The following is a 25,613-nucleotide window of genomic DNA, read 5'->3' on the forward strand; positions in this document are numbered from 1 at the left end:
ATGGAAAAGCAAAAAGTGACCGCCTTCGCACCTGCTACCGTAGCCAATGTTTCCTGTGGCTTCGATATTTTGGGTTTTGCAGTGGAAGACTTAGGGGATAAAGTAGCGGTGACCCTTTCTGATAAACCCGGTGTCAGGGTTACCAAAATTGAAGGAGATAAAGGTAAACTTCCCTATGAAGCGGAAAAAAATACCTGTAGTGTGGCCATAATGGCCATGATGAAAGAACTTGATTTTAAAGGAGGACTAGAGATAGAACTCTTTAAGGGCCTGCCTTTGGGAAGCGGAATGGGTTCTAGTGCTGCCAGTGCAGTAGCTGCATTGATGGCCACCAATACCTTGCTGGGAAACCCTTTTGAAAAAAAGGATTTGTTGCCTTTTGCGATGGAATCAGAACGAATTGCCTGTGGTGCGGCTCATGCCGATAACGTCTCCCCCGCACTCTTGGGCGGGTTCGTTTTGATCCGGGAATATCATCCTTTGGATGTCATCCCCCTCCATGTACCCAGGGGATTGTACTGTACGCTGGTGCACCCTCACCTGGTACTCAATACCTTTGATTCCAGGAGTGTGTTGAGAAGAAATGTATCCCTGCAGGATGCCACCACCCAATCCGGGAATATTGCCGGATTGGTGGCCGGTTTGTTTCAGGAGGACATGGCACTCATCAGCAGATCGCTGAATGATGTTATCGCTGAGCCCTCCCGCTCGGTTTTGATACCCGGATACGATGAGGTCAAGGAGGGGATCAAGCCTGCCGGTGCGCTGGGCTGCGGCATCTCCGGTTCCGGGCCCACCATTTTTATTTTATCTCCCTCTGAGGAGATAGCCTGGGAGGTCAGCCGCTTAGCCCAACAGGTATTTGATACAATGCAGCTCCCCATAGATCTTTACGTTTCCGCCATCAATACGCGCGGTGCCTATATTATCGAAGAAGAGATTTAACATCCTATTACCCTTGGGTTACTTTTGCAATGAAATATTACAGTACCAATAACGCAGATTATAAAGTTGATTTAAAAGAGGCTGTCATCAAAGGACTTGCTCCCGATCAGGGTTTGTACATGCCTGAGAAAATACCGGTATTGCCTGCTGATTTCTTTGACCGCTTGCCTGGACTTTCTTTCAGGGAGATGGGCTATGAAATCATCGGATCTCTTTTTTCTGACGACCTTAGCCAGCAACAAATCAATTCATTGGTGGACCACACGCTGACCTTTGATGCCCCACTGGTACAGGTGGAGGAGGGAGTTTACAGTCTGGAATTGTTTCATGGACCTACCCTTGCTTTCAAGGATTTCGGTGCCAGATTTTGTTCCAAATTGATGAGTATGCTCCAGGATAAGCGGGACTTGAAAGTTTTGGTGGCGACTTCCGGTGATACGGGAAGTGCAGTGGCCAACGGGTTTTTTGGGGTGGATGGGGTAGAAGTGATCATTCTTTATCCTTCGGGAAAGGTGAGTAAGCTGCAGGAAAAACAATTCACGACTTTGGGAGGCAATATCAGGGCAATTGAAGTGGCCGGTGTATTTGACGATTGCCAGAAAATGGTCAAGCAAGCCTTTCTCGACCCGGATCTGAACAGCAAAATGTTACTTACATCTGCCAACTCGATCAATATTGCCAGGTGGATTCCCCAATGCCTTTATTACTTTTATGCTTATTCCAGGTTACCAAAAAAGGAAAGGGAATTGGTGTTTTCCGTTCCCAGTGGAAATTTCGGAAATCTTGCAGCAGGAATACTGGCGGAAAGAATGGGGTTGCCCATTTCCTATTTTGTGGCTGCAACCAATATCAACAAAGTAGTACCGGATTACCTTCAAGGGGAGAATTTTATGGCAAAACCCTCTCTTCAAACCATCAGTAACAGTATGGATGTAGGGAATCCCAGTAATTTTTACCGCTTATTGGCCCTTTTTGGAAACGATGAATCCCAATTAAAGGAAAAAGTCAAAGGGTATTTTTATACCGATGACATGACCCGCCAGGCCATGCTGAAGGTAAAAAACCAAACCGGTTACACGATGGATCCACATGGTGCTGTGGCCTATTTGGGCCTGAAAGATTTTATGGGAGCTCAGCCTGCTCCCTGTACGGGGATATTTCTGGAGACGGCCCATCCCGGAAAATTCCGGAATGTAGTGGAAGATACCTTGTCCATCAGGCTAGATCTTCCCGACCGCTTACAGGCTTTTATGGAAAAAGAAAAGAAGGTGGATAAAATGGAGAACGATTACCTTGAGTTTAAAAAGTATTTGTTGAGCATTTGAATGGGATTCATCTCCTGTTTTCAGAAGCTCCTGCTATTTCGATTATTTTACGTCAAAAAACCTCGATCAACACAGTTAAACCTGGGCAAGATAGGCCATATTTGTCTTGAGGTTCCTGCCGGGGTCTTTGTATGTAATCTAGTTAAACAAAATTAAATCTATGGTTAAGGGGACACATCAGGCAAAGCAAGACGAAAGAAATAAGTCGGTAAAGATCTTTGTAAATGGGGAGTTTCTTCCCAGAGAGGAAGCAAAAATCTCTGTTTTTGACAGTGGATATCTGGTAGGTGACGGAGTTTGGGAGGCTTTTCGCGTCCATAAAGGCTGCTTGATTTTTATAGACCAGCACCTGGACCGCTTGTGGCAATCGGCTAAAGTCGTGGGTATAGCCATTCCATTCAGTAAGGAAGAACTGATGGATCAAATCCGTCAAACACTTGCCATCAATGAGATGAAAGACCATATCCATGTCCGGGTGATGCTGACCCGTGGAATTAAGGCAACCCCATCCCAGGATCCCAGACTCACCATTTCCGGGCCCAACCTGGTGATCATTGCAGAGCATAAACAAGCTGCAGATGAAAGTAAAAATCAGGGCATCAGCCTGTTTACCAGTACCATCAGGAGAGGGTCTCCGGATTACCTGGACCCAAGGCTAAACTGTCATAGCAAACTTCACGAGGTACAAGCCCTGATACAGGCCATAGAAGCCGGGGCCGACGAAGCCCTGATGCTGGATATTCACGGTTTTGTATCCACCTGTAATGCGACTAATTTTTTTATGGTAAAAAACGGAGAAGTCTGGACTTCCACCGGCCAGTATTGCATGAACGGCATTACAAGAGGAAACATCATCCGTGTATGCGAAAAACATGGGATTACCTGCCATCAGAAGAATTTTTCCCTGTTTGACGTTTATGGTGCCGATGAGGCATTCGTGACCGGAACGTTTGGCGGACTTACTCCTGTAATTAAAATCGATGGCAAGCCAATAGGAAAGCAGGAGGCAGGGCCTCTGACAAAGCAGCTTAGAAAGGGGTATGAAAGTTTAATAGAAAAAGAAATCCAATCATGAGTAAACTGCAATACCCCAAAAGACTTTTCCTCTGGTCCGGACCAAGAAATATTTCAACAGCCTTGATGTATGGCTTTGCCCAAAGAAAGGATACGGTAGTTGAAGACGAACCCCTATATGCCCACTACCTGAAGCTTTCACCTTCAAAACCCTATCACCCCGGAGCAAACGAAATCCTGGCCCGGATGGAAAATGATGGCAAAAAAGTGGTGGAACACATGCTTGGAGAATTTGACAGACCCATTGTCTTTTTTAAAAATATGACCCATCACCTGATTGGATTAGATTGGTCGTTTATGAAAAATGGCATCAATATTATTTTGACCAGAGATCCCAAGGAAATGCTTTTGTCCTTCTCCAAAATTATAGAAAAACCGGTCATGGAGGATATTGGCTATGCCATGCAATGGGATTTGCTCCAATACCTTAAGGGCAATAAGTACCCTTGTCTGGTAATGGATGCCAAAAAATTCTTAATGGATACTGAGGGTCAAATCACTAAATTGTGTGAGGCTTGTGAAATACCCTATGATCAGCAGATGCTCAAATGGAAGGCCGGTCCTATTCCGGAAGATGGGGTATGGGCCAGGTATTGGTACCAGAATGTGCACAATTCTACTGGTTTCCAGCCGTATCAGGAAAAAAGGGAACCCCTGCCTGGGCATTTGCTCCCCCTCCTGGCTACCTGTGAACCTTTGTACCGGAGGCTGCTGGATTATTCCATTTAGGCCAATCCTGATTAAATTTTTGATTGAAATAGCGATTATTTCAGAAAGGTTGGGTTTCATACTTGCTTTGTGGTTTTTTAAAACATAATTTTGAATATTATTCCTTCCGCCCGGTAATTCAGGAGAAAAATGAAAAATTTTCCGGGCCAGCACTTCGGAAATGTACATGAACTAAGTACATACTCAAATTTGAAAAAAGTTAAGCAATGGAAAACGACCAGCCTGTTGATGTTAATGTTACGCCCAAGGGATTGATTTACCTGCCTGAACCTGCAAAAGGTGCCAGTTTTGTGAATGAGTGCCCTTTGGAAACTTTGTTTTATGATCCGGAAAAATTTCCTGATGAAAACATGAACTATAAGTTTTTATTGCCCGCATTGGAGAAGATTAAGGGACAGGATTTTGACTTTGTTTTGGGCTTTGACCATGATTTGAAACGAACCATTATTGGTTATCCCAATCCCGAAGGAAGGTTTCTGGTATTCAATGCCCATCAACAGGCCGCTTTGTTTGCTCACGCATTTTTGGCTGGTGATGGATATCCAGGTATGGATGTCGATAAGACCAAACTTGTGGTCAAAAGTATCGTCCTTTCCCAGCAAATCGATAAAATCATTACCAAAAATAATGGGGCCTACAAAGAATCCCATGCCGGCTATGATGACCTTAAGGAAAAGATCATGAGCATGGATGATGGTATTCAGGAGTTTCTAGCCTTCGATGAGAAAAATCATGTCATCATGGATTTGGATAAAGATGCTAACGTTGAAAAACAGTTTGATCTTATTCATTCCCTTGTAAAAAAACTTAAAGGGGAAGAAAAAAGCCTGTATGATTTTCATGTAGACCTTCAGATCAGGTATAAATTGTATGGTGAGAAAACCTTTAATATTACCTCAGAAGGAGAAAACAAAAAAATATTTGACCGCTTCAGAAACAAACCACCCTCTGATGCCATGCACGAGGAGTTGGTGAGCATATCGGATTACAAAAAGCAACTATTTTTTAATAAGCTGACAGGCCGGAAAAGTGAACCTGAACTCAGGCAGATGGATATGGTTCAATTGGAGTATTCCAGTGGCCTTAAAATCAGTGTGGAATTGACTGACGGTGGGGAAAAACTTTTTCTTCACCTGAGCGATTTTACCGATTGCTACAACAAGGAATCCTACGCCACCTCCAGAAAAAACATACATGACCGCTTGTTGAAAGTGGTGGTATCCCTCGGTAAAATGGTGATTGATGTCAATTAAGCGTGCGCAATTTCCACCAAAATCTGGCTTTAATCCATTCTTATTTGATTCTATAGAGGTATTTTAAGACCATTTGGAATTTAGTATGAAAAGAGGTCCGGAAGGAAAGCAAATTGCGTACGTATATTCGTTTGTCCCCGCACAATTAATGTACAGGACAAGTAGCAAATAGCTATAGTAGTGGGAGAGATGGTCGCTTGGCCAACTTGATTGAATGGAATTGAGTCTTAAAGCCAGTTCACCCTTTTCCCTGCTTTACCTTCCTTTCAGCAGGACTTGTAGCTGAAGGGTGGGTTACGATCCCTTTATTTCCGGGGAAATAGAAACTCATTTTCGGTTTCATTCTTTTTTCTTTTTTTCCTCGGGTTTGTCTTTCCCCTGATCCGGATATTCATTTCTTCTTGGTGGCCGAGGACCGTCTCCCGATGTTCCAGGCGTTTTTCTATTGGATCTTTTGTCCACCTTGTCACCAGTAAGGTTCAGGAGGGGAAGGTTGGTTGGATGTTGTTGTACAAGTATCATTTTTTTTATTATTAGTTACAGTCTGTTAAGTTGACCAAAATCATGCCATTAATATGTAGCAATCGGATTGATTTTTGCGTCAATGAAGATAAAGGTTCCAGACTTCCTGTCTGTGGATTCCATTCGAAAAAACACTTGTATTGAAGAGTGCTTTAAGGGGTCCTGGAATCCTTGGAAGGAGTTTAAATAATAAAATGGATGATGACAAAATATTATATTCCCATAATCTGGGCCTTGCTTTTGCTGGCCCTAATTTTTCCATATAAGGAGAGATGGACTAAAACACCCAGGCCAATGGTATCCCTGGCTCAGTCCACTTGGGAATTTGTACCAACCAAACTGGGGGATGCTTCAGGAAGATTGTTAAAGGGTCCACGGTACTATCTGGAGTTTGTCAACGATTCCATTTTTCTGGTTCAGCTCGAGGCAACAAAGGTTTATGGTCTGTATAGGTACCAGGCAGGTAACCAAAGTATTACATTCGGGAATATACAGCACATTAACCAGCAATGTTGCAATAGCCAGTTTTCTTTATCCTTGATAGATGAACTTCGAAGCATTCAATCCTGCCAGCTATCGAATGGGAATCTGAAGTTGTATGGAAAAACCGATTTAACCTTTAAGGCCAAATATATATGAAATCGGACATGTAGAGAAGGTCATATAGGGTGAGGTTTATAATGAATGAAAGCGTCTCCCGGTAGCTGGGACAGTTTGCCAGGATTACGGGTAAGGGAAATATTTAGGCCAATGGAAAAAAAATAAAAAATATTGAATACAACAAAATTAAAATAATCATTAAACACGCAGGGCAATGATAATTATAATGGAAAAAGATACCCTGTCTGCCTAACAGCAGGCATGTGACCATTGACAAACAATTATAAAGACATGAAAGGTACAGAAAAATTAATATTCAGGAAAAAGCAGTTGTATTTTATGAAGCCTTTATTTGAAAGGATCGGACTATTTCTGGTCTTGATATCGGTAACTATGGCCTGTGTAGAAGATGACACTCGGCCCGCGGAAGATATAAAGGTGATTTCAGACAGTTTCGATTCCGACATGAAGGGTTGGGCCGGAGGATTTGCTGATTTGCCGGTTGATGGATTGGATAGTTATGAACTCGGGGTTGAATTGGCTGATTTGCCGGAGGAAACAGGAGAAACTGGTCAGGCCATAAAAATTCAGGGGCAAAACCGGAGTGATGATTTATTCATGTTCCTTAAAAAGGAAATTTCGGGATTGGAGCCCGGTGGAAGGTATGAGGTGGTTTTTAACATTAAACTTGCCTCCAGCTATCCTGAGAATTCTGTTGGCATAGGTGGAAGCCCTGGCGGTTCTGTTTTTTTAAAGGCCGGTGCAGTAAATCATGAACCGCTTCCGGAGCCAGTTGAGGAGGCGCAGACTACATACCATAGAATGAATATCGATAAAGGGAATCAAGCCCAGGATGGTCAGGACATGTATGGTCTGGGAACCATTGGTATAGCGGGGGATGATTTTGTATACGAGATTATATCCCGCGATAATATGGATCGGCCACAGGAAGTTCTGGCCGATGAGGAGGGAAACCTATGGCTGATTGTAGGTACGGATTCCGGATTTGAAGGGTTGACTGTTTTGTACTACCAGGAAATTGAGGTAACTTTAACAAGACAGTAAAAAACCAATAAGCCCCCTTAATGAAGCACTCATCATAGGACCAGGTCAACGGCTGAATCTGTGAAATAATTTGAGAGTTTGTTCGAGGAGATAAAGCGAGTAGGGCAGTGGCCAGGTGCGTTTTCGTGGAGACAGAAATGGCTCAAAAGTGCATTTGTTTATTCATGAGTTCAGGCATTTTACCAGGTTCAGATGGTTAAATTTAAAAAGCATGTCCGAGAATAGTTGGGAGGGATTTCAATGGCTGAATGAACCCCGGGAATGGTCTATAAATAAATCAAGGCTTCGGTGGACAACCGATAGGAAGAGCGATTTTTGGCGCATTACACATTATGACTTTGTCAAAAATGACGGTCACTTTTTCTACAAAGAATTGGAGGGACAATTTACCTGTCAGCTTGAATTTTCGGGGCAATACCGGGACCTTTATGATCAGGCAGGTCTTATGCTCCGTCTTGATGATGCCAACTGGATCAAGGCAGGAATTGAGTATGTAGATGGAATTGCCAAGGCAAGTGTTGTGGTGACCAGAGATTTTTCCGATTGGTCTGTCTTGGACCTACAGGAAATCCCTTCAAACTTTTGGATTCAGGCTAAGCGGGGGAAAGACCATGTGGAAATTTTCTTCAGTACCGATGGCGTTCGATTTCAGCTGCTTCGGTTGGCTTTTTTCCCTCCCTGCGCTTCTTTACAGCTTGGGCCGATGGCCGCTTCCCCAAAAGGAAAAGGGTTTGAAATTGATTTTGAACCCCTGAAATTTCAAACGAATTAACTCAGGAAAGCATTTGTTCCACAACTTCCTCTCCTGAATTTATGGCTCCTTCCATAAATCCCTGCCATTCTGCCAAATGTTCTCCGGCAAAATATACAGATTTGAAGGGTCTCTTGAGCACAGGCATCAGATCAAACCATTGTCCTATTCCATATTGGGCATAAGCCCCATAGGAATATTGATCCTTTCCCCAGTAATAGCTGCTTTCTCCTGCCACCAACTTGCTGAGGTCGCCAAAGCCAGGCCGAAGCGAATCGAGTATAAGTTTTAGTCGGACCTCTTTGGGCTGCGCATGCAATACTTCTGCTTTATCACCGATGGCATAGGCCACCAGTACGCCTTTTTGACCCGGCTGGTCCTTGGTGCCGTGGTAAAAATAATGTCCAACGCCGTCGGTTAGGCAGTCAAAATTTTCCCTTCCCCAAAAACGTTCAGAAAATACCACCGGAAATTTCCCGATTCTGGCGTACTGCAAACCATTTAATGCATCGGTCATGGCCGTTGGCAAGCCAGGTTGCCAGTTGATCTTCATTACCATATAGGTTGGAGCTGTGCAAATCAATTGATCGGCCAGGTACACCTCTCCGTTGCTGCAAGTCAGCTTCACACCGTCACGGGATTGCTCTACCAGCGAAACATTTCTACCCAACAGAATCGAATCGCTGCCAATGGATTCGGCCATTTTTTTGGGAAGCAGGTCATTTCCACCCTTAATTTTAAGGTCCATTTCGTTTTTTTCACTGCTTTCGGCATATTCTGCCAATGCACAATAGGTAGATACCTTGCGTATCGATTCGCCAAAATCAGTACTGTCTAGTAATTCCCTGATGTCAATGTCCCTGTCAGAAAAGCCTTTTCTGGACAGGAATCTCCACCAATCCATTCGATCCATTTTCTCTTTTTCTTTGCTGGAAAGCTGTTCCCAATATGCCTTTTTATTACTCCAAAAAGTTTCCATTTCAGGGGATAGGCTCCAATTTCCAACGCTTTCATGCTTTCCATGGTAGATCAAATCCGTTTCAAACCGGTTATCGAAAAGCTCAAGGCCAAACTCTTCGCAGAGTTCGATTACCCTGTTATGGGATGTACCTACCCATTCGGCTCCCATCTCTACGGTAAGGGAATCAAGGGGTTGATGCGAAAATACCCGACCACCCACCCGGTTTCTGGCCTCCAGGATGGTGGTCTTTATTCCTGCTTTTTTGAGTTTGCAGGCGGCAGCAAGTCCGGATAAGCCCGCTCCGATAACCAACACCTGCTTAGGCTTCTTTGCAGGTAATAGATTTGGGTATCCCTTTGCCGGAAGGGTCAAGGCTCCACCCAGCAGGGCAGTGGCCTGAAGGAAATCTCTTCTTTTCATTGGAATAAAATGATTTTTCCTGAATATATAAAAAATACACTTTTATATTACCAAAGAGGGGTTAAGTAGGGAAATTATTTTACTGATCTGCAGTAAGCAGTATATCTTTGGGTAAATCGACTTTGTTCAGGATGTAGTGGGCTATTGCTTCCCCCTGCTCCATACCTACTTCAATGGCATCCCTGAAATGAATGCCCCCATACAATCTGGAAATGGCGGCCTCATCCGAAGCCTGCAGGAATGAATCAAAGGAACGTTCCGGGAGACCAAAAAAAACTTCGGAGGTATCTATAAAACTAAAGTTATCACCAAAAAATGAAGTAAGGATGATGGCACTGGTCTTGGAAATAACACTATGACCACTGGTATATTCCGGGAAAGGCGGTGTTTGCAGGATGGGCCTCCAGCTTTGGTCGATGTATTCATTGATCACGGTAATGGGTCTGATGCGGTCACTTCTGTATTTTTCATCCCAGCAACTGATAAATGCATCATGAAGCCCCATAGCGACGAGTGTGTGGATGTAGATGCTGCTTTTGAGGTCTAGCCCGGCTTTAAGTGCAGCAATACCAGTGATACCCATCCAGTGCCCTCCAGGAGAAATTTTCTTGAGACCTATGGCCATATGGCCACTATAAGACACATTAAAAGGATTACAATCCCAAAAATTGGCGATCAACCGCTGTTCTTGGGATAAGGCATTGGTGACCGAATACACCTCATGTACCTGTTGGTGAAATGAACTGCCTTCTTCCATTGAAAACTCAGCAGGTGGCTTGGGGCTGAAAGCTGAAGCATCTTTTATGAAATATGGCCTGATGGTTTTCCATTCGGGGTCAATAGCAGACATGTAGGCAGGTGGTGTGGGATACCATTTCCCTTCACCGGCCGATGGGCTATACCGCTTCAAGGTGCTCAGATATGCGTAGCCATCCTCTTTGGCATATTGCAAAACCAGTGCTGCAAGCGCTTCGGCATACCGGATATTTGCTGGCAGGGCCTTTTTCTTAAGGAATTTATTTTTTACAAATTGTTCAATAAGTTTTTCCTGCGATTTTTCCAGGTTTTTGCCAGAGGGCATCAATTGTTTTCCTACTTCCAGCATGGCATACATTGCCGAGAAAGATTCGTTGAGAGAAACGTTGTCTAAAGCTGGTTTTGGCAAGGGATAAGGCAAAGGTGTTTCCAGGTTTTTCAAGAGTGGGTCCTGGTCAATGTTGTTGTGTTTATGAAAAACCAAATAGGCAGCCAGAAGAGAATAACTGTAAAATCTGGCAGCCCCCGGGGGTGTGGCCACATCAGTAACCATGACTTCTGTGATGGAAAATAAATGGTCGATCATCCAAGCCACCTCTTGGTTTTCATGTTTGATTTGAGCTTCATAAGTAGCAGATTGGGCTAAAATATTTTTATTTCCGGCCAGAAATAAAAATAACATAAAAGCTATTATCATTTTATTTGCCATGGCTGATCCATTTGTATAAGCAAATGTATTCAATAAATCCATAAACCTCAACAGGGAACAGGAGGGTGCCTGAAAATTTGTACCAATCAAAAAAGGCTGTGTTTTATCAACCGGCTTCAATTTAGGCCAAAGAGGGTCTGGGGGCTGATTGATTTTCGGATTTAACTAAAAACTCATTTTCTTCTACTAAAGAAATGGCACCAAGAATTGCAGAATCATCCAGTTCGGAAACATAGATTTTCAAATTTCCGGAAATTGGTTTGTAAGGGAATTCACTGATGATGGCTTGCATGCCTTTCTCAAAATAGGGATAGGCTTTTCTGATAGATCCTCCGATGACGATAGCTTCAGGAGCATAGGTAAGCAAGAGTCTATAGATCAGTTGCCCAAGGTGTTGGCCATATTCATTAAAAATCTGCAGGGCTTCAGGGCTTCCTTCTTTTGCTTTTGCTGATAATTTCTTGGCGCTATACCTGTTTTGATTTTTAAAAAATTTACTACTGCAATAATCCTCAAATGTTTGGTCCAGATAAGGTACTGCTCCCCACTCTCCGGCACCACAAAGTTGTCCTGTGTAAAGGTGGCCATTGGCGATGATGCCCGTTCCAATGCCCGTTCCCAGTGTAATGCCTACAACGTGCCGGTGGCTCAATGCCGGGCCAAATTTGTACTCTCCCAATGCAAAGCAATTGGCATCATTGTTTACCACTACAGGAACTTTAAATTTATTTTCAAGGTAGGATTTTAAATTTACCTTTTGAAAAGAGGGAATGTTGGCAAGGTTGTAAACAATACCCTTAATAGGATCTACAAGGCCAGGTATACCAATTCCTATGGCTTGGAAATCAAATTTCTTGTAAGCTGAAATCTGTAAAGAAATAGCATCAAGTATTTCTTCCTGGGGCAAACTGGCAGGGGTCTGGCTTTGTATTCTTTCTGCTATTTTGCCATCACGGATGATGCCGGAACTGATTTTAGTACCACCAATGTCCATTCCAAGAACCGTATTGCTTGCTTTCATTTTTTTGTTTGTGTTTTCGGGAATTACCCGATGTAAAATTTACCCGGTGTTACCTTTCCTGTCATTCATTATTGCCCAGCTTAGGAGAGGACATTAAAAGCAAATATCCGCAGGAAAATTATTTCCACCTGCGGATATAACTTTTCGCTTGGAAGGATTACAACATACCTTCTGTTGATTTCTCCAGCTCCCTGGCTTCTACCAGAAAATCCTCTACGTCCATTTCACGGAAAAAGATCAATCCATGACTGGACCTGACTTTTGCCGTATGGTGTTGGTAAAAATAATTTTTGCCCAATAAAAGTTGAACATCACTTAATTGGTTTACCCAGGTTCTCCTGGCAAGGGTGCTGAATTTCCCGTTATGGGCATAGCTTGGAAAGGAGGCATTGACCTGGCTCAGGTAACAATTGGCGAAAGAATCTTCCATAACAGACATGTCACCTAAAGAGACCGGTACGATCACATTGGACTCAGCTGCATCAAATTTAAACCATACATTTCTATATCCAATGATCTTGAAGTTGCTCAGGTCTTCTTCCAGGCTCCATTGCCTGACAGCCTCGGCAGTTGCCTGTAATACTTTGTAATGGGTGTCGGGTCCGCTGCCTTCAGGGTCCAGGGTCAGACTGAGCTTGGTAGGTTTGATCTCCCTAAGCATATTCAATATGGGCTCTACGTCTCTTTTCTTATCCGGCTGTTCTGTAAAAATATCTCCGGTATAAAAACCCAATCGCAAATGGTGAACGTTCTTAACCTGCACGCCAAAATGCGCCCAAACAAGTTCTTCCTCAAACTCCCTGATCATCCCTTTAAGGGTTTGGATGTTTTTTGGGTTTTTCTCCCCATCATAGGAATTTTTCAAAACCGTAATGATTTCATTGATTTGATCCCGGAGCTGCATGGTGGACTTGATGCCAAAAGTAAAAACGATCGCTCTTACTACCCTGTGACAAAGCCCTCTTAACCGCTCTTCTGCATTTTCTGATGCTACATTGGTCAGGTAATGATAGACGTCTTTATCCATTTTTAATTTGAACCCGGATTCATAAAAATCATCGAACTTGACCATTTGTATGCGTCCCTCGTCCAAAAACTTCTTGGTACTTTTTAAGGTATCGATCACGAAGGAATTGGTAACCGCAGTAAAACCGGAAGTTAGCACCGCAAAGTGAGCCTCATTGCTGTTCTCATGAAGTTGCTTTGTTATTTGAGGGAGTATGCCAAGAGATATGTCATCATGGTGGGGACCGGTATGCAGGAGGACCTCATTTTTTTCCTCTTCCATTCCCTTGTCGATCTTGCTACTGATGCTTTGAATGACTTCATTAACCGTATTTTCGTTCAGGTTTGGAATCTGGCTGGTGTATTTGTCATTCTTCAGGTCTTCCAGGGTGATCCGGTGGCCGTATTTTTGAAGCCTTTTACAAAGGTCCAATACCGATCGTTCGGTTTTGGTGAAACTCCATTTTCCAGTGAAATAATATTGATCCACACTGTCAGTCAGCTTGGAAGCAGCTCCCTTTGTGAGGTAAAACCGGCCATTTTTTAATTTTTGAAGAACAGTTGCCGGAAATACATTGGTCATGGATTGTTCCAGTGACTGTTTGACAATAGGGGCTTTGGCCTCTCCTGCAGCAATAATGATGGCCACGGCTTCAGGGTTGTGGACAATGGTATCCAACCCTATGGTGATAACAAGACGATTGGATGAAATTTCAATCCCGCCCAGATCTCCGGCAGCCACTGCCTGTGTTTCAAAATTGGTTTCCGTTAGCCGGGTGGTTGAAAAGATATCGGTGCCCCGGGTATTGAATGCGATGTGTCCATCGGGACCTATACCCCCGACAAAGAATCCTATACCACCTTTTTCCCTGATTTTGGCTTCGTACTCTCCACACCATTGATCTATCAGGTAAATGGATTCCTGTTGTAATCTTTCCAGATTATTGGTGTACTCCCGGTACCGCAAGGATAGATCTACTTTGGAATCCGGGAATATTTCCTTGTATGATTTCCCTTCTGCCAATTGTATTTCATCTGAGTTGATTAACAAGGCCTTTTTTGGGTCCAGACCAAATCCTTCTATATAAAACTTGTTTACATAATGGTAAAAGCTGTTTTTTTGCTGGGAAGAAATGGGGTAAAATTCATCAATCTGAACGAATTGCAGGTCTTTTAGCACAGGTTTTTTGCAATCTTTCAAACCGTACTTCTCCCTTAATTCCAATCCCTTTTTCTTATCCCAGTTTTCCAGCAAAAACTTGGTCCATTTGATAAAGTACTCCGGAGTTTTGCCTGTGGGCAGGCTGATAACTCCCTCAGGGTTGGTTGAAACCCATTCCAAAAACCTGCAAGCGGTAAGTAATCCAAGTTTTGGAAAATTATCTACTGTGAGGTAAGGAATTTTTGTGGTGATAGTTTCTGTTTCTGAATCCTTAAAAAAAGCCTCTTCAGTTTTCGAAAGTGGGTAATTTGCTAACATATCTTTTTATCTGTTTTTTATTTTCTAATGTGAGTTGATGGTATCTTCGAATATATGCTCATTCACAATCGCTATAGCTCCCCGGAGTCCGACTTCCTTACCTAATTTTGAGAGTTCGATGGAGGTTTTTTCTCTTAGTTTTGCCATAGAGTAGATGTTCAATGCCTGTTGTATGGGAGTGGTGATGTATTGGTTTGCTTCCGCAATGGCACCACCCAAAATAATCAGCTCAGGATTAAACAACTGAATAAGAATAGCAATCCCCCTGCCCAGATCCAGTCCAACATCCGATAATATACTTATTGCCCGCTGATCACCTGCTGATGCTGCTTCTACCACAACTGAAGGATCAAGATTTTCTTCTTTCCCTTCGGATAATCTGGCAAGGATGGAATCCTTATCCAGGTGTATGGCTTCTTTGGCCAATCTCACTACCGCTCCCCCGGAAGCAACTGATTCAAGACAGCCTCTTTTTCCACAGGTACAACTGATTTCCTTGGCATCAAATAAGGGGGAATGACTGAACTCGCCGGCAAAGCCAGAGTATCCTCTGTAAAGTTTTTCATCAATGATAATGCCCAAACCTATACCCCAATCTACAAATATCCCAAGGACGTTTTTATGGCCATAATTATTACCAAATTTAAATTCGGCCAAAGTCTTCGCCCTGGCATCATTTTCGATAAATACCCTTCTCCCGAATTTTGATTCCAATTGATCTTTGAGCGGCTTTTTGCCTGATTTCAAATGGGTATGGTTGATGCCGGCAACACCATCCACCAGGCCTGGCATGCTTATCCCAACGGCTATAACCTTTTCTTCCGGTATTCCGGAGGATGCGATTACTTCCATGGAAAAATCGTAGATTTCGTCCAGGGTTCTTGCCTCGTTGTTCAAGGTCAGCTTAACGGTCTTAATTTTAGTGACCCTTTCATTTTTGGTGTTGTAAATTGCCGCTTTGGCACCATACCGGCTGAGGTCAATGCCTAAAATATAGAAAGAATCAGGAGCCAACCCATAAAGATCGGGCTTTCTCCCACCCTGGGATTGACCCCGGCCTTCCTTAATCACGATGTTTTCCTCCAAAAGGTCTGTCAATAAAAGGTTTACTGTCGGTAAACTGATACCTACCAGTTGACAGATGTTGTTGGCTGTATTGTTACCTAGGGTATATAATTCCTTGACGATTTTTAGTTTGTTGATATAATTTTTAATTTCAACAACGCCTTCTTTTTTTTCAAGGACTATTTTTGGGTCAATTAGGTTCATCTGGTTTAATTTTATGCAAATTAATAAAAAATTTTATTAATTAGCTATAACTTACATTAAAAAATTTGTATAACTTTAAATAGAAATTCTTTTGTTTTTGTTTGGATAAGATTTTTTTATGCCTGCCAATAACGGGACATGAAAAGACCTTCCTATTGGGTAGTAAAATTTAAGTTATTTATAAAAATATATAAAGCCAAGCTATTTTCTGAAAATATTTTGTCATGTTTGCAATTTGTTTTGACCAATTACAACCTTTATTACAAAAATCATATGGGAGGAAGAAGAAAATTCATTAAGCATTCCCTGCTATCTACCTTTGCGGGAATACCATTTGCTGTAAGTGCCTCTTCTGCGGGTTCTTTTCGATGGGATGAAAAAAAACAGGATCATTTCACCCCTCAAATATTATCTACCTGGAATCATGGCATGGCTGCCAATGACAAAGCATGGGAGGTGTTGAATAGTGGCGGATCCATTGTGGATGCCGTCGAACAGGGAGTAATGGTAACCGAAAATGATTTGACCAACTTGTCTGTGGGGCTTCAAGGCTTGCCTGACAGGGAAGGAGTTGTGACCCTGGATGCCTCTATCATGAAGGGGGATGGTTCTTGTGGCTCTGTTGCCTTTGTAAGACAAGTCAAACATCCCATTACATTGGCAAGGAAAGTCATGGAAAATACACCTCATGTCATGCTTGTGGGAGAAGGCGCAAGACTTTTTGCCGAATCGGAGGGAATGCCTATGGAGCAGGAAGAGCTGAGTCCAAAAGCCAGAGAAGCTTACCGCCGCTGGAAGGAAAATTCGAAATACCAGCCGATCATAAATATAGAAAACCATGATACCATTGGTATGGTGGGCATAGATGAAAATGGAACCATGGCGGGTTCATGTACCACCAGCGGACTGGCATATAAAATGCATGGAAGGGTAGGAGACAGCCCCATAATCGGGGCAGGCCTGTTTGTGGATGAGGAAGTGGGTGCAGCTACCGCAACCGGATTGGGAGAGGAAGTAATCAGGATTTGCGGCGCATTTTTAATCGTGGAGTTGATGCGTCAGGGTAGGACGCCTCAGGAGGCATGTGAAGAGGCGGTCAGAAGGGCAGTATCCAAGAGTAAAGACATCGACAATACGCAGATTGGATTTTTAGCCTTGAATAAATCCGGCGAATACGGCGCTTTTGCCATACGGCCCGGATTTAATTATGCCCAGCACCACCGGCAGGGAAAATCGTTGACTGATGCCAAAAGTTGGTTTAAATAAGTTATGGCCAGAAAAAATATAGTTTTTGAAGCTCCTGTATATACCTTGGAAGCTGCTTTAAATGCAGTCCAGCATGGGGTAGACCGATTGGAGCTTTGCGCGGATTTCGGTGAAGGGGGTACCACCCCTAGTGCCGGATTGTTAAAGGAGATAAAACGGCAGGTGGATGTGCCCGTTTTTGTGATGATCAGGTGTAGGGGGGGAGACTTCTTGTATTCCGATTCGGAGTTGGAAATCATGCGAACCGATATTGGAATTTTGTCTGCGCATGGTGCAGATGGTTTTGTATTTGGGATTTTGGCTTCCTCCGGGGAAGTGAATAGGGAAGCATGTGCTAGACTGATACAGGCGGCTGAGGGAAAACCCTGTACTTTTCACCGCGCTTTTGACCTGGTTCCGGATAAAAAAACAGCTTTGGAAACCATTATTGGTCTTGGTTTTGAAAGAATTCTAACTTCAGGTGGTGCGCCGACCGTCTCAGCAGGTTTTGACATGATCAAAAAACTAAACATCTGGGCTAAGGACAGGATCATCATCCTTCCTGGTGGAGGTTTAAAACCAGCTGATCTGCCCAGGCTGAATCAATATGGTGCTTTAGAGGAAGTACACAGTTCCTGTAAACAATTCAGGAATTCAACCATGGATCTGCCGGACACAGGTTTGAAACTTTCTTTGATAAAAGAAATGGAAGGAAAAGTGCTGACGGTAGACCCACAACTTGTTCGCTCCTTCAGAGCAATCCTGGATGAATTGGGTTGAATTTGATATAAATTAAAGCTTTTTCATTTTTTTAGGAGAAAGATGGATCCAATTAAATTTCATGTTATATCATTATTTAGCCAATGATATTTGTGTTTATTTGAATTTTTTATTACATTATCTTCTCAATAAACCCTATAACATATGGTAAAGAGTTTTCAGGGGGTGAGGGAGGCCCCTATCAAAAAAAGCAGTCAGCCCCTTTTGGTGAGCGATCATATGAGCACCAATCTGGTGACATTTCATCCCAACGATACCATTGACCATGTTATAATGGCAATGACTAAAAAGAATATTTCAGGAGCCCCGGTAGTGGATGAGGACGGTAACCTTGTGGGAATGATTTCTGAAGGAGATTGTCTAAAGGAAATTGTCAAAGGCCAATATACCAATACGCCAAAATTTCCCGGTTCGGTGGAAGAACACATGACCAAGGAAGTCATTACTATGCCTCCGGATATCTCTATTTTTGATGCAGCCGATCAGTTCTTAACCCTGAGAATTAGGAGGTTTCCAGTGGTGAAGAATGGAGCATTATTGGGACAAATAAGCGTAAGTGATATCATCAGGGCCATGCCAAAACTAAAGGCATCCACCTGGGGTAAGTATTAGTTTGCATACCAAAATGCCTTAGATGTAGCCAGCTATTTTGTATATCAGTATTCCTACCCATTCTTTGACCAGAATATGCCAAATTAAAATGGCATTGATGCTGGGTTGGAAAATGGTTTTGAAGTTTAATTTTGGTGCAGCTGCGTAATAGTCTACCGGAAAGGTATCCGGGTAGAGACCTGTTTTCGCAAAGCAGGCATTTGCTCTTTTCATGTGGAAAGCCGAAGTAATCAATAAAAAGGAGGAGGATTGTTGCTCCAACAGCCCTTCTTCTTTTAATAATTTCTCGGTAAATAGTGCATTTTCTCTGGTGTTTCTGGCGGTCGTTTCCAGGATCAGGTCTGATCTTTTTACCCCTGCCCAAACCATAAAATCTCCAAGCGATTCAGCTTCGGAAATGTCATCCGAAGGATCAAATCCCAGACCTCCCGTGATGAGGATTTTTTTTAATTTTCCCATTTTATACAATTGCACGGCATGGGTCACCCTGTCTGCACCTTTATTGAAATAGGTTCGGTCTTTGGGGGTTTTTTCAATATTAGTAACCCCCGTTAAGATGATGCCAATCTCATAATCCGGAAGTGTATGGAAAGCCTTTGGTGGAGGTTCCCAGCTATACATCAGCTGATTGGCGAGGTAACTGTTAGAAAAAAATAAGGAAAGCAGAAAACCGGCCAGTACCAGCTTCTTACCCCAGGTTCGGTTTATAAATAGTATCCCTGCACCTGTCAATACCAGACAAATGGTGAATGGCATGATAAGGAAGCTGAATAATTGCGATACATAAAAAAACATGTTTTTTCTTGGTTTGCCGATTATACAACAAAGTCAGGTCTGATACCACAAAATTATCCAATTATTCTCTTCCCACCCTATTTTTATTTTTAACTTCACACCATTCCTTTGATCCGATCCGGACTCCGTTTCCTGGTCTTTATAAAACAAAAGTTTTTCATAGATGCAAATGTCTCCTTTTCAAATATATAAATCTTCTGCGGGTTCGGGAAAAACCTATACCCTTACCACTTCCTATCTGAAATTGGCTATGGAGCAACCGAGCGCTTTCAGGCAGGTGTTGGCGGTAACCTTTACCAACAAGGCAACCCAGGAGATGAAGGAGCGCATAATAAAAGAGCTGAAAAGAATAAAAAGTGGGGTAGACCTGAGCCAGCAAATGGATCAGGATCTTTTGGAAAAATGGGACCTGAAACCACATGAATTATCCCAAAAGGCTTCCGAAGTACTTACTGGCATTTTGCATGATTATTCGGCATTTTCTGTAAGTACCATAGACAGCTTTTTTCAACGGGTGATCCGCGCCTTTGCCCGGGAAATAGACCTTCAGGCCAAATTTGATGTGGAGATGGATCTGGATGCGGTTATGGCCAGATTGATAGACCGGCTCATGCTACGGGTAAATGATGAGCCTGAACTTCACCGGTGGATGGTGGCCTTTTCCATTGCCAAAATCACGGAAGGAAAATCCTGGGACATCAGAAAACCCATTCATGACCTGGGATCAAAGATGTTTCAGGAAGATTTTAAAATGATTCAGCATGAGGTCAAAGCTTTTCTGGATGAACCCGATAACCTACATAAATTCAGGCAACACCTGTTCCAACAAAAGAAATTGATCATGGATCAAACCATTACAATGAAGGACCAGGCCACTCAAATCCGGCAACAGCATGGCTTGGTTTGGGAGGATTTTGAGGGGGGCAGCAGGAGTTTTGCCCGCTGTTTTGAAAAGCTGGGAGACCCCGTCAGACCTGTGCCGGAATTGACAGAAGCCCAAAAAAAGAAAGTGGGTGATCCGGATAAATGGTCCACAAAATCCAGTAAAAACACAGCCGCCATTCAGGCAGCATATCATGATGGCCTGGGAGAATTAATGAGTCAAATTGAGCCACTGGAAAAGGCCTGGACCACATTGGAGGTCATTTCCAAAAACCTCTATGTTTTTGGATTATTTGGTTACCTGCTTAAAGAGTTGGTGGAGCTGAAGGATGAGGAAAATTTGTTGTTGATTTCAGAAACCAACGATTTCCTAAGGTCTATTACAGCTGATAATGAAGCCCCCTTCATTTATGAAAAAGTAGGCAACCAGTTTCAGCATTTTTTATTGGATGAGTTTCAGGATACCTCAGGGTTTCAGTGGGCCAGTTTCAGGCCCTTGCTGGTCAATTCTCTGTCCATGGGAAAAACCAACCTGATCGTCGGGGATGTCAAGCAATCTATTTACCGTTGGCGAGGAGGGGAAATGAGGTTGCTAATGGAGCAGGTGGAAAAGGATGTGGGGCAATTCGGGGTAGAGGTTCAAAAATTGGCTACCAACTACCGAAGCCTGCCGCAGGTGGTGTATTTTAACAATACCCTTTTTAGCCAACTTTCCAGACTTCTGGCGGATGGCTTGTCTGTAAACCTGGGGTCTCCATTGGGGGAAACCCTCAGGCAGGCTTATGCTGATGTCTCTCAGAGCGTGGCTCCAAACCAGGCCCGAAAAGGAATTTCAGGGAAGGTGAAACTGGAATTTATTGTTTCCGAAGCCGAAAAGTCGTACAAAGAATTTGTTTTGGCAGCCTTACCCGGAAAGGTGGAGCACTTATTGGCACAGGGATATAGGTTAAGGGATATCGCCATACTGGTGAGAAAAAATGGGCAGGCCGCAGAAATCGCAGATGCCTTTATGATGCATGGACAAAAGGAACCGGAGCAACGTTACGAGGTACTCTCGGATGAAGCTCTGTTTTTAGATAAATCTTCGGTGGTCAAATGCTTGTTGGCAGCCTTGAAAGCAATAAATGACCAGGATGACAAGTTGTCTGAAAGAAGCATCTGGATCCATTGGGCCAGGATCAGGAGTGAGGAACTGGGACCGGAACTTTTTCAAGAAGGAGCCATGCCAGAAAGCCTTCAGCAGCTTCGGGCCAACTACACCAGGAAAATGACAGATTTCAGGCGTTTGCCCTTAATGGATTTGCTGGAAGCCCTGATTGATTTATTGGGTTTCAATGAGAACATGCAGGAGAAAGCTTACCTGTCCGGATTGAAGGAGGCCATTTATGATTTTTCCGATAAAAATCGGGCTGATTTGGGTAATTTCCTGGAATGGTGGGAACAGCAAGGACATAAAAGGACCATAAAACTTCCAGAGGAACACAATGCCATCCGGATTCTGACCATCCACAAGTCAAAAGGGCTACAATTTAAAGTGGTTTTATTGCCCTTTTTGGATTGGAAGCTTTTCGATACCGGAAAGGATAACATTGTTTGGGCACCTTATGAATGGGATGAAAACCTACCACCCCTTAATGTACCTTTGACGGTCAGGAATGATTTGTTGAAATCCGCCTTTGCCCCTATATTTTTACAGGAAAGTCTCTTGCATCACCTGGATAACTTGAACATGTTGTACGTGGCCTTTACCAGGGCAGAGGAGGTCATATGGGGCTTGGCTCCTTATAGGGAATCCAAAGGGCCTGTAAAATTGAACACAGTATCGGATTTGCTGATTCAGGCCATGAGCCTTCCCCCAACACCAGGTCTGGAATTAGACCTGGGCAGCCATTTTGACCCTGAAAACCTGGTTTTTGAAGCTGGTGACTGGCATCCTGTTAGGGCATACCCTGAGCCAGAAGATGAGAAACAGCCTATGGCCTGGCAGTACCGCCCCTGGGTACAGAGCTTGCAGGTCAAACAGGTATTTGGCAGTTTTGAAGATGCCGGTTTATTCAGAAAGAGAGATTTTGGACTGTTGGTACATTCCCTGATAGAAAGATCCAGAGACATGTCCGGTTTCATGTTGGAGCTGGAAAGCCTTTATTTTGAAGGGGGAATTGACATTGAAGAGAAAACTGCATTGGAAAGCCAATTTAATGAACTGTGTAAGTTGGACAAATTCAGTACCTGGTTTGATGGCAAACATACTGTTTTGACCGAACAAGGCATTCTACTACCAGGAGGAGAGAGTAAAAGACCAGACAGGTTGGTATATAAAGCGAATTCAGTGGAGGTTGTCGATTTCAAGACAGGAAAGGAAAGGAAAGTGCATCAGGATCAGGTAAATGGGTATGTGGATCTGGTCAGGAAAATGGAAAATGAAATGATGGTGGAAGGATATCTCTGCTACCTTGAATCGGGAATAATTAAAAAGGTCAGTTAAATGAATGGTTTTTTGAAACAGACAGCTTCCACCCTTTTACAACGGGAGGGGGAACTAAAGGGTGTAAAAGTCATTCTTCCCAATCGCCGGGCCGGGTTGTTTTTCAATAAATACCTGGGTCAGTTGGCGACCAAGCCTATTTGGATGCCAAGGGTACTTACAATTGAGGACTTGTTTTATGAAATGGGCCGGAAAAGACCTGCAGATAAGCTGCGGCTGATTTATGAAATGTACCAGGTTTTTTCTTCCCTCTCTCAGGTGGAAGAAAGTTTTGACAGGTTTTATTTTTGGGGAGAAATGATCCTTAAAGATTTCAACGACCTGGACCAGTTTTTGGTAAATCCTGAAAAATTATTTACCAACCTCAAGGAGCAAAAGATCCTGGCCAGTGACTGGAGTTTTTTAAATCCTGAACAGGTGGCATTGATCAAGGCTTTTTGGGCTTCCTTTGAAGAGAGGGACAAGTATCACCAGAAAAAGTTTCTTAAATTCTGGGATTTGCTACATCCCCTGTACCAGCAATTTAATGCCCGGCTGAAAAGCGGTGGATTGGCTTATGGAGGCGGTATTTACAGGGAAGTGGTGCAGGGGATGCAAGACATGGAACTGCCCCGGGGCCACCATGTTTTTGTTGGCTTTAATGCTTTTACTGCCACTGAGGAGCGCTTGATAAAATTCTTTATCGAACACCATGGTGCGGAAATATTCTGGGATATCGATGCCTATTATATGAAGGATCCCGCTCAGGAGGCAGGACTTTTTTTCAGGGAATACAGAAAGGATCCTGTTTTCGGACCTACCTTTCCGGGGGAAATCCCACAGCAAATTGAGGAGAAAAATGCCCAAATCAACACCTATTCCGTACCCTTGAAAAGTAACCAGGCAAATGTAGTGGCCGGACTCCTGGAGCAGGTCATGGAGGGGCAGGAAAATTGGGAAGAAACTGTGGTGATACTGCCTGAAGAACAATTGCTGTTTCCCATATTAAATTTACTTCCGGAAAAGGTAAATAAGGTGAATGTAACCATGGGGTATCCAGTAAAGCAGACACCTGTTTACACCTTTCTGGAGGCAGTGCTTGAATTGCAGCGATACACAAAAGTTGAAAATGGGGAGGTACTTTTCTATCACAAGCCGGTAAAGGAATTGCTCCACATGGTTTATCTCCGGGAAGTTAACCCCCTTTTTGCCAGCCAAATGGTGGAAGAGCTGACACGTACAAATACCATTTACCAAACTGCTGAAAAGTTGAGTGTTGGAGGAGACCTGTTTGCCCTGGTTTTCCAAAAATTGACCCCCTTGAATTTGTTGGACGTGGTTTTGGAGCTGATCCGTAAGCTGGGGGAAGGGCTGGACGATCAGAGCATGGAGCAAACCTATCTGCTGCAGTGCTACAAGCAAATGAACAGGCTCAAAGATATCTTCGAAGAGGATATCGGTGAAGAAGTTAGTGTAGAATTTTTTATCCGGATCTTCAGACAGGTTTTTGGAGAAATAAAACTGCCTTTTCAGGGAGAGCCATTGGAAGGAATTCAGCTCATGGGGGTGCTGGAATCACGAAACCTGGATTTCAAAAGAGTGATCGTATGCAATATGAATGAGGGAAGTTTTCCTCCTTCAAACAGCATGAACTCCATGGTGCCGTTTAACCTGAGGCGTGCATTTGGAATGCCAGTGCAGGAGCAAAATGATGCCATTTATGCTTATACCTTTTACCGTTTACTCCATCAGGCAGAGGAAGTTCACTTGCTCTACACCACCGCCGGGACAAATGGTCAGGTGGGCGAAAAAAGCAGGTATATCCATCAGCTACAGATCGAAATGGACCATGGTGGGCTAAATAAAGACGACAAGGTAATTCATGTGCCGGTCAATTTAACCGCTGCCAGCCCGATTTCCATTCCAAAGAATGCCACAATCCTGCGTTTTTTGAACAGGTATACGGATAGGATTGCCGAAGGCCAGGAGCCCATTACATTTTCACCTTCAGCCATCAATATTTGGCTGGACTGCCGGTTAAAATTTTATCTGACTTACATTGCCGGTCTGGAGGTGCCGGAAGAGGTGCAGGAAGAGGTGGATCCTGCTATTTTTGGTAACCTGGTTCACCTATCCCTGGAAAACCTTTACGGTGGTTATTTGCAAAACAAAAAAAGCAAATGGGTGGAAGCGGACGACATTGTTAAACTAAAGGATTATATATTTCCTGCTGTCGAAAAGGCCATTCTCAGTCAGTATTTTATGGAAAACAAAGAGGATGTCAAATTAAGCGGGCAGCTCACCATTGCCAGGGATGTGTTGCAAAAATATTTATCCGGAGTGTTGGAGAAGGATGCAGCAGCCGTCCCGTTTGAAATTATTTCCCTGGAAGCTGCCAGAAAATACAAGGCCACGTTACCGGTAAAGACAGCAGATGGACTCTCCATGGTTTCTTTAGGGGGAATTATCGACAGGGTTGACAAAGTTAATGATTCAATTAGGTTGATAGATTATAAATCCGGGGGGGACAAAAAGGATTTTAAAAGTATAGAGAGCTTGTTTGACAGAAATGATGGCGCCAGGAATAAAGCGGCCATGCAGACCTTTTTCTATGGCTTGCTTTATGAAGCTAATTTTCCCGAAAACCGCTTACCCCTCAAACCCGCGCTGTTCAATCTCAGGGAAATCTTTAAGGATGATTTTAATCCTTACCTTCAGGAGGTAACAGGTCGGGGAAAAAGAAAAGAAGTGAGTGATTATGCCGAATACAGGGATGACTATGTGGAGAAGCTCAGGCTTAGCCTGGAAGAAATATTCGATCCCGATCAGTCTTTTGACCAGACAGAAGACCATCAAAAATGCCAGTATTGTCCTTTTTCCGGAATATGTTGCAGGTAGGGATATGGCTTTAATTTACAGACTTATTTATTATATTTACGTCTTTGATTTT

20 protein-coding genes are annotated in these 25,613 nt (G+C 43.3%); 13 read left to right on the forward strand and 7 right to left on the reverse strand.

All coding sequences use genetic code 11. The features are described from left to right. The 5 genes from G9Q97_RS04000 to G9Q97_RS04020 all read left to right on the forward strand — a co-directional run bounded on the left by G9Q97_RS04000 (position 1) and on the right by G9Q97_RS04020 (position 5,326). Positions 1-945: a homoserine kinase gene (locus tag G9Q97_RS04000; protein WP_166143340.1), complete on the forward strand. Its 945-nt coding sequence runs from the start codon at positions 1-3 to the stop codon at positions 943-945. 29 nt (positions 946-974) lie between these two features. Then, the gene (gene thrC, locus G9Q97_RS04005; protein WP_166143342.1) at positions 975-2,270 is read left to right on the forward strand and encodes a threonine synthase; all 1,296 of its coding nucleotides are present in this window, start codon (positions 975-977) and stop codon (positions 2,268-2,270) included. A gap of 160 nt (positions 2,271-2,430) precedes the next feature. Further along, positions 2,431-3,345: an aminotransferase class IV gene (locus G9Q97_RS04010; protein WP_166143344.1), complete on the forward strand. Its 915-nt coding sequence runs from the start codon at positions 2,431-2,433 to the stop codon at positions 3,343-3,345. Beyond that, complete coding sequence (locus G9Q97_RS04015) at positions 3,342-4,073, forward strand: sulfotransferase-like domain-containing protein (protein ID WP_222851902.1); 732 nt, start codon at positions 3,342-3,344, stop codon at positions 4,071-4,073. Before G9Q97_RS04010 ends, G9Q97_RS04015 begins: the two co-directional genes overlap by 4 nt. A gap of 206 nt (positions 4,074-4,279) precedes the next feature. After that, positions 4,280-5,326 (forward strand): hypothetical protein, encoded by a 1,047-nt coding sequence (locus tag G9Q97_RS04020; protein ID WP_166143346.1) that lies wholly within the window; start codon positions 4,280-4,282, stop codon positions 5,324-5,326. Positions 5,327-5,665: 339 nt separating this feature from the next. Here the strand turns inward: G9Q97_RS04020 and G9Q97_RS04025 are convergent, their stop codons facing one another. After that, positions 5,666-5,848: a hypothetical protein gene (locus G9Q97_RS04025; protein WP_166143348.1), complete on the reverse strand. Its 183-nt coding sequence runs from the start codon at positions 5,846-5,848 to the stop codon at positions 5,666-5,668. Positions 5,849-6,046: 198 nt separating this feature from the next. Between G9Q97_RS04025 and G9Q97_RS04030 the strand changes: the two genes are divergently transcribed. The 3 genes from G9Q97_RS04030 (at position 6,047) to G9Q97_RS04040 (ending at position 8,285) form a co-directional block, all read left to right on the forward strand. Continuing rightward, entirely contained in the window at positions 6,047-6,487 is a 441-nt protein-coding gene (locus G9Q97_RS04030; protein WP_166143350.1) for a hypothetical protein, read from the forward strand. A gap of 300 nt (positions 6,488-6,787) precedes the next feature. Then, positions 6,788-7,513, forward strand: coding sequence for a hypothetical protein (locus G9Q97_RS04035; protein WP_166143352.1), 726 nt, complete (start codon positions 6,788-6,790; stop codon positions 7,511-7,513). 211 nt (positions 7,514-7,724) lie between these two features. Continuing rightward, on the forward strand, positions 7,725-8,285 hold the full coding sequence (locus tag G9Q97_RS04040; RefSeq protein WP_166143354.1) for a DUF1349 domain-containing protein: 561 nt from the start codon (positions 7,725-7,727) through the stop codon (positions 8,283-8,285). 1 nt (position 8,286) lies between these two features. Here the strand turns inward: G9Q97_RS04040 and G9Q97_RS04045 are convergent, their stop codons facing one another. The 5 genes from G9Q97_RS04045 to G9Q97_RS04065 form a co-directional block, all read right to left on the reverse strand. Next, positions 8,287-9,645 carry a flavin monoamine oxidase family protein gene (locus tag G9Q97_RS04045; RefSeq protein WP_166143356.1) on the reverse strand — a complete coding sequence of 453 codons (1,359 nt, stop codon included), beginning with the start codon at positions 9,643-9,645 and terminating at the stop codon, positions 8,287-8,289. Between the two features lie 79 nt (positions 9,646-9,724). After that, positions 9,725-11,083 (reverse strand): vanadium-dependent haloperoxidase, encoded by a 1,359-nt coding sequence (locus G9Q97_RS04050; protein WP_166143358.1) that lies wholly within the window; start codon positions 11,081-11,083, stop codon positions 9,725-9,727. Between the two features lie 148 nt (positions 11,084-11,231). Further along, positions 11,232-12,131 carry an ROK family protein gene (locus G9Q97_RS04055; RefSeq protein ID WP_166143359.1) on the reverse strand — a complete coding sequence of 300 codons (900 nt, stop codon included), beginning with the start codon at positions 12,129-12,131 and terminating at the stop codon, positions 11,232-11,234. 157 nt (positions 12,132-12,288) lie between these two features. Then, positions 12,289-14,616, reverse strand: coding sequence for a PIG-L family deacetylase (locus G9Q97_RS04060; RefSeq protein WP_166143361.1), 2,328 nt, complete (start codon positions 14,614-14,616; stop codon positions 12,289-12,291). A gap of 24 nt (positions 14,617-14,640) precedes the next feature. Further along, a complete protein-coding gene (locus G9Q97_RS04065; protein WP_166143363.1) occupies positions 14,641-15,885 on the reverse strand; it encodes an ROK family protein in 1,245 nt (414 codons plus the stop codon). A 273-nt stretch (positions 15,886-16,158) separates the two neighbouring features. On the opposite strand from G9Q97_RS04065, the gene G9Q97_RS04070 reads away from it, so the two are divergent. From G9Q97_RS04070 to G9Q97_RS04080, 3 genes are all read left to right on the forward strand, one after another. After that, on the forward strand, positions 16,159-17,151 hold the full coding sequence (locus G9Q97_RS04070) for an isoaspartyl peptidase/L-asparaginase family protein (protein ID WP_166143365.1): 993 nt from the start codon (positions 16,159-16,161) through the stop codon (positions 17,149-17,151). Positions 17,152-17,154: 3 nt separating this feature from the next. Beyond that, positions 17,155-17,910: a copper homeostasis protein CutC gene (locus G9Q97_RS04075; protein WP_166143367.1), complete on the forward strand. Its 756-nt coding sequence runs from the start codon at positions 17,155-17,157 to the stop codon at positions 17,908-17,910. Between the two features lie 144 nt (positions 17,911-18,054). Next, positions 18,055-18,522, forward strand: a complete 468-nt coding sequence (locus G9Q97_RS04080; RefSeq protein WP_166143369.1) for a CBS domain-containing protein — start codon at positions 18,055-18,057, stop codon at positions 18,520-18,522. 18 nt (positions 18,523-18,540) lie between these two features. On the opposite strand, the gene G9Q97_RS04085 is transcribed toward G9Q97_RS04080, so the two are convergent. Beyond that, positions 18,541-19,317: a YdcF family protein gene (locus tag G9Q97_RS04085; RefSeq protein WP_166143371.1), complete on the reverse strand. Its 777-nt coding sequence runs from the start codon at positions 19,315-19,317 to the stop codon at positions 18,541-18,543. Between the two features lie 163 nt (positions 19,318-19,480). Here G9Q97_RS04085 and G9Q97_RS04090 point away from each other — a divergent pair, with 163 nt between their 5' ends. Further along, the gene (locus tag G9Q97_RS04090) at positions 19,481-22,684 is read left to right on the forward strand and encodes a UvrD-helicase domain-containing protein (protein ID WP_166143373.1); all 3,204 of its coding nucleotides are present in this window, start codon (positions 19,481-19,483) and stop codon (positions 22,682-22,684) included. A 12-nt stretch (positions 22,685-22,696) separates the two neighbouring features. Next, positions 22,697-25,561, forward strand: a complete 2,865-nt coding sequence (locus G9Q97_RS04095; RefSeq protein WP_317168713.1) for a PD-(D/E)XK nuclease family protein — start codon at positions 22,697-22,699, stop codon at positions 25,559-25,561. Positions 25,562-25,613 lie beyond the last annotated feature (52 nt).

Origin of the sequence: Cyclobacterium plantarum, from assembly GCF_011290685.1 — a bacterium.
In the GTDB taxonomy this organism is placed as follows: Bacteria; Bacteroidota; Bacteroidia; order Cytophagales; family Cyclobacteriaceae; genus Cyclobacterium; species Cyclobacterium plantarum.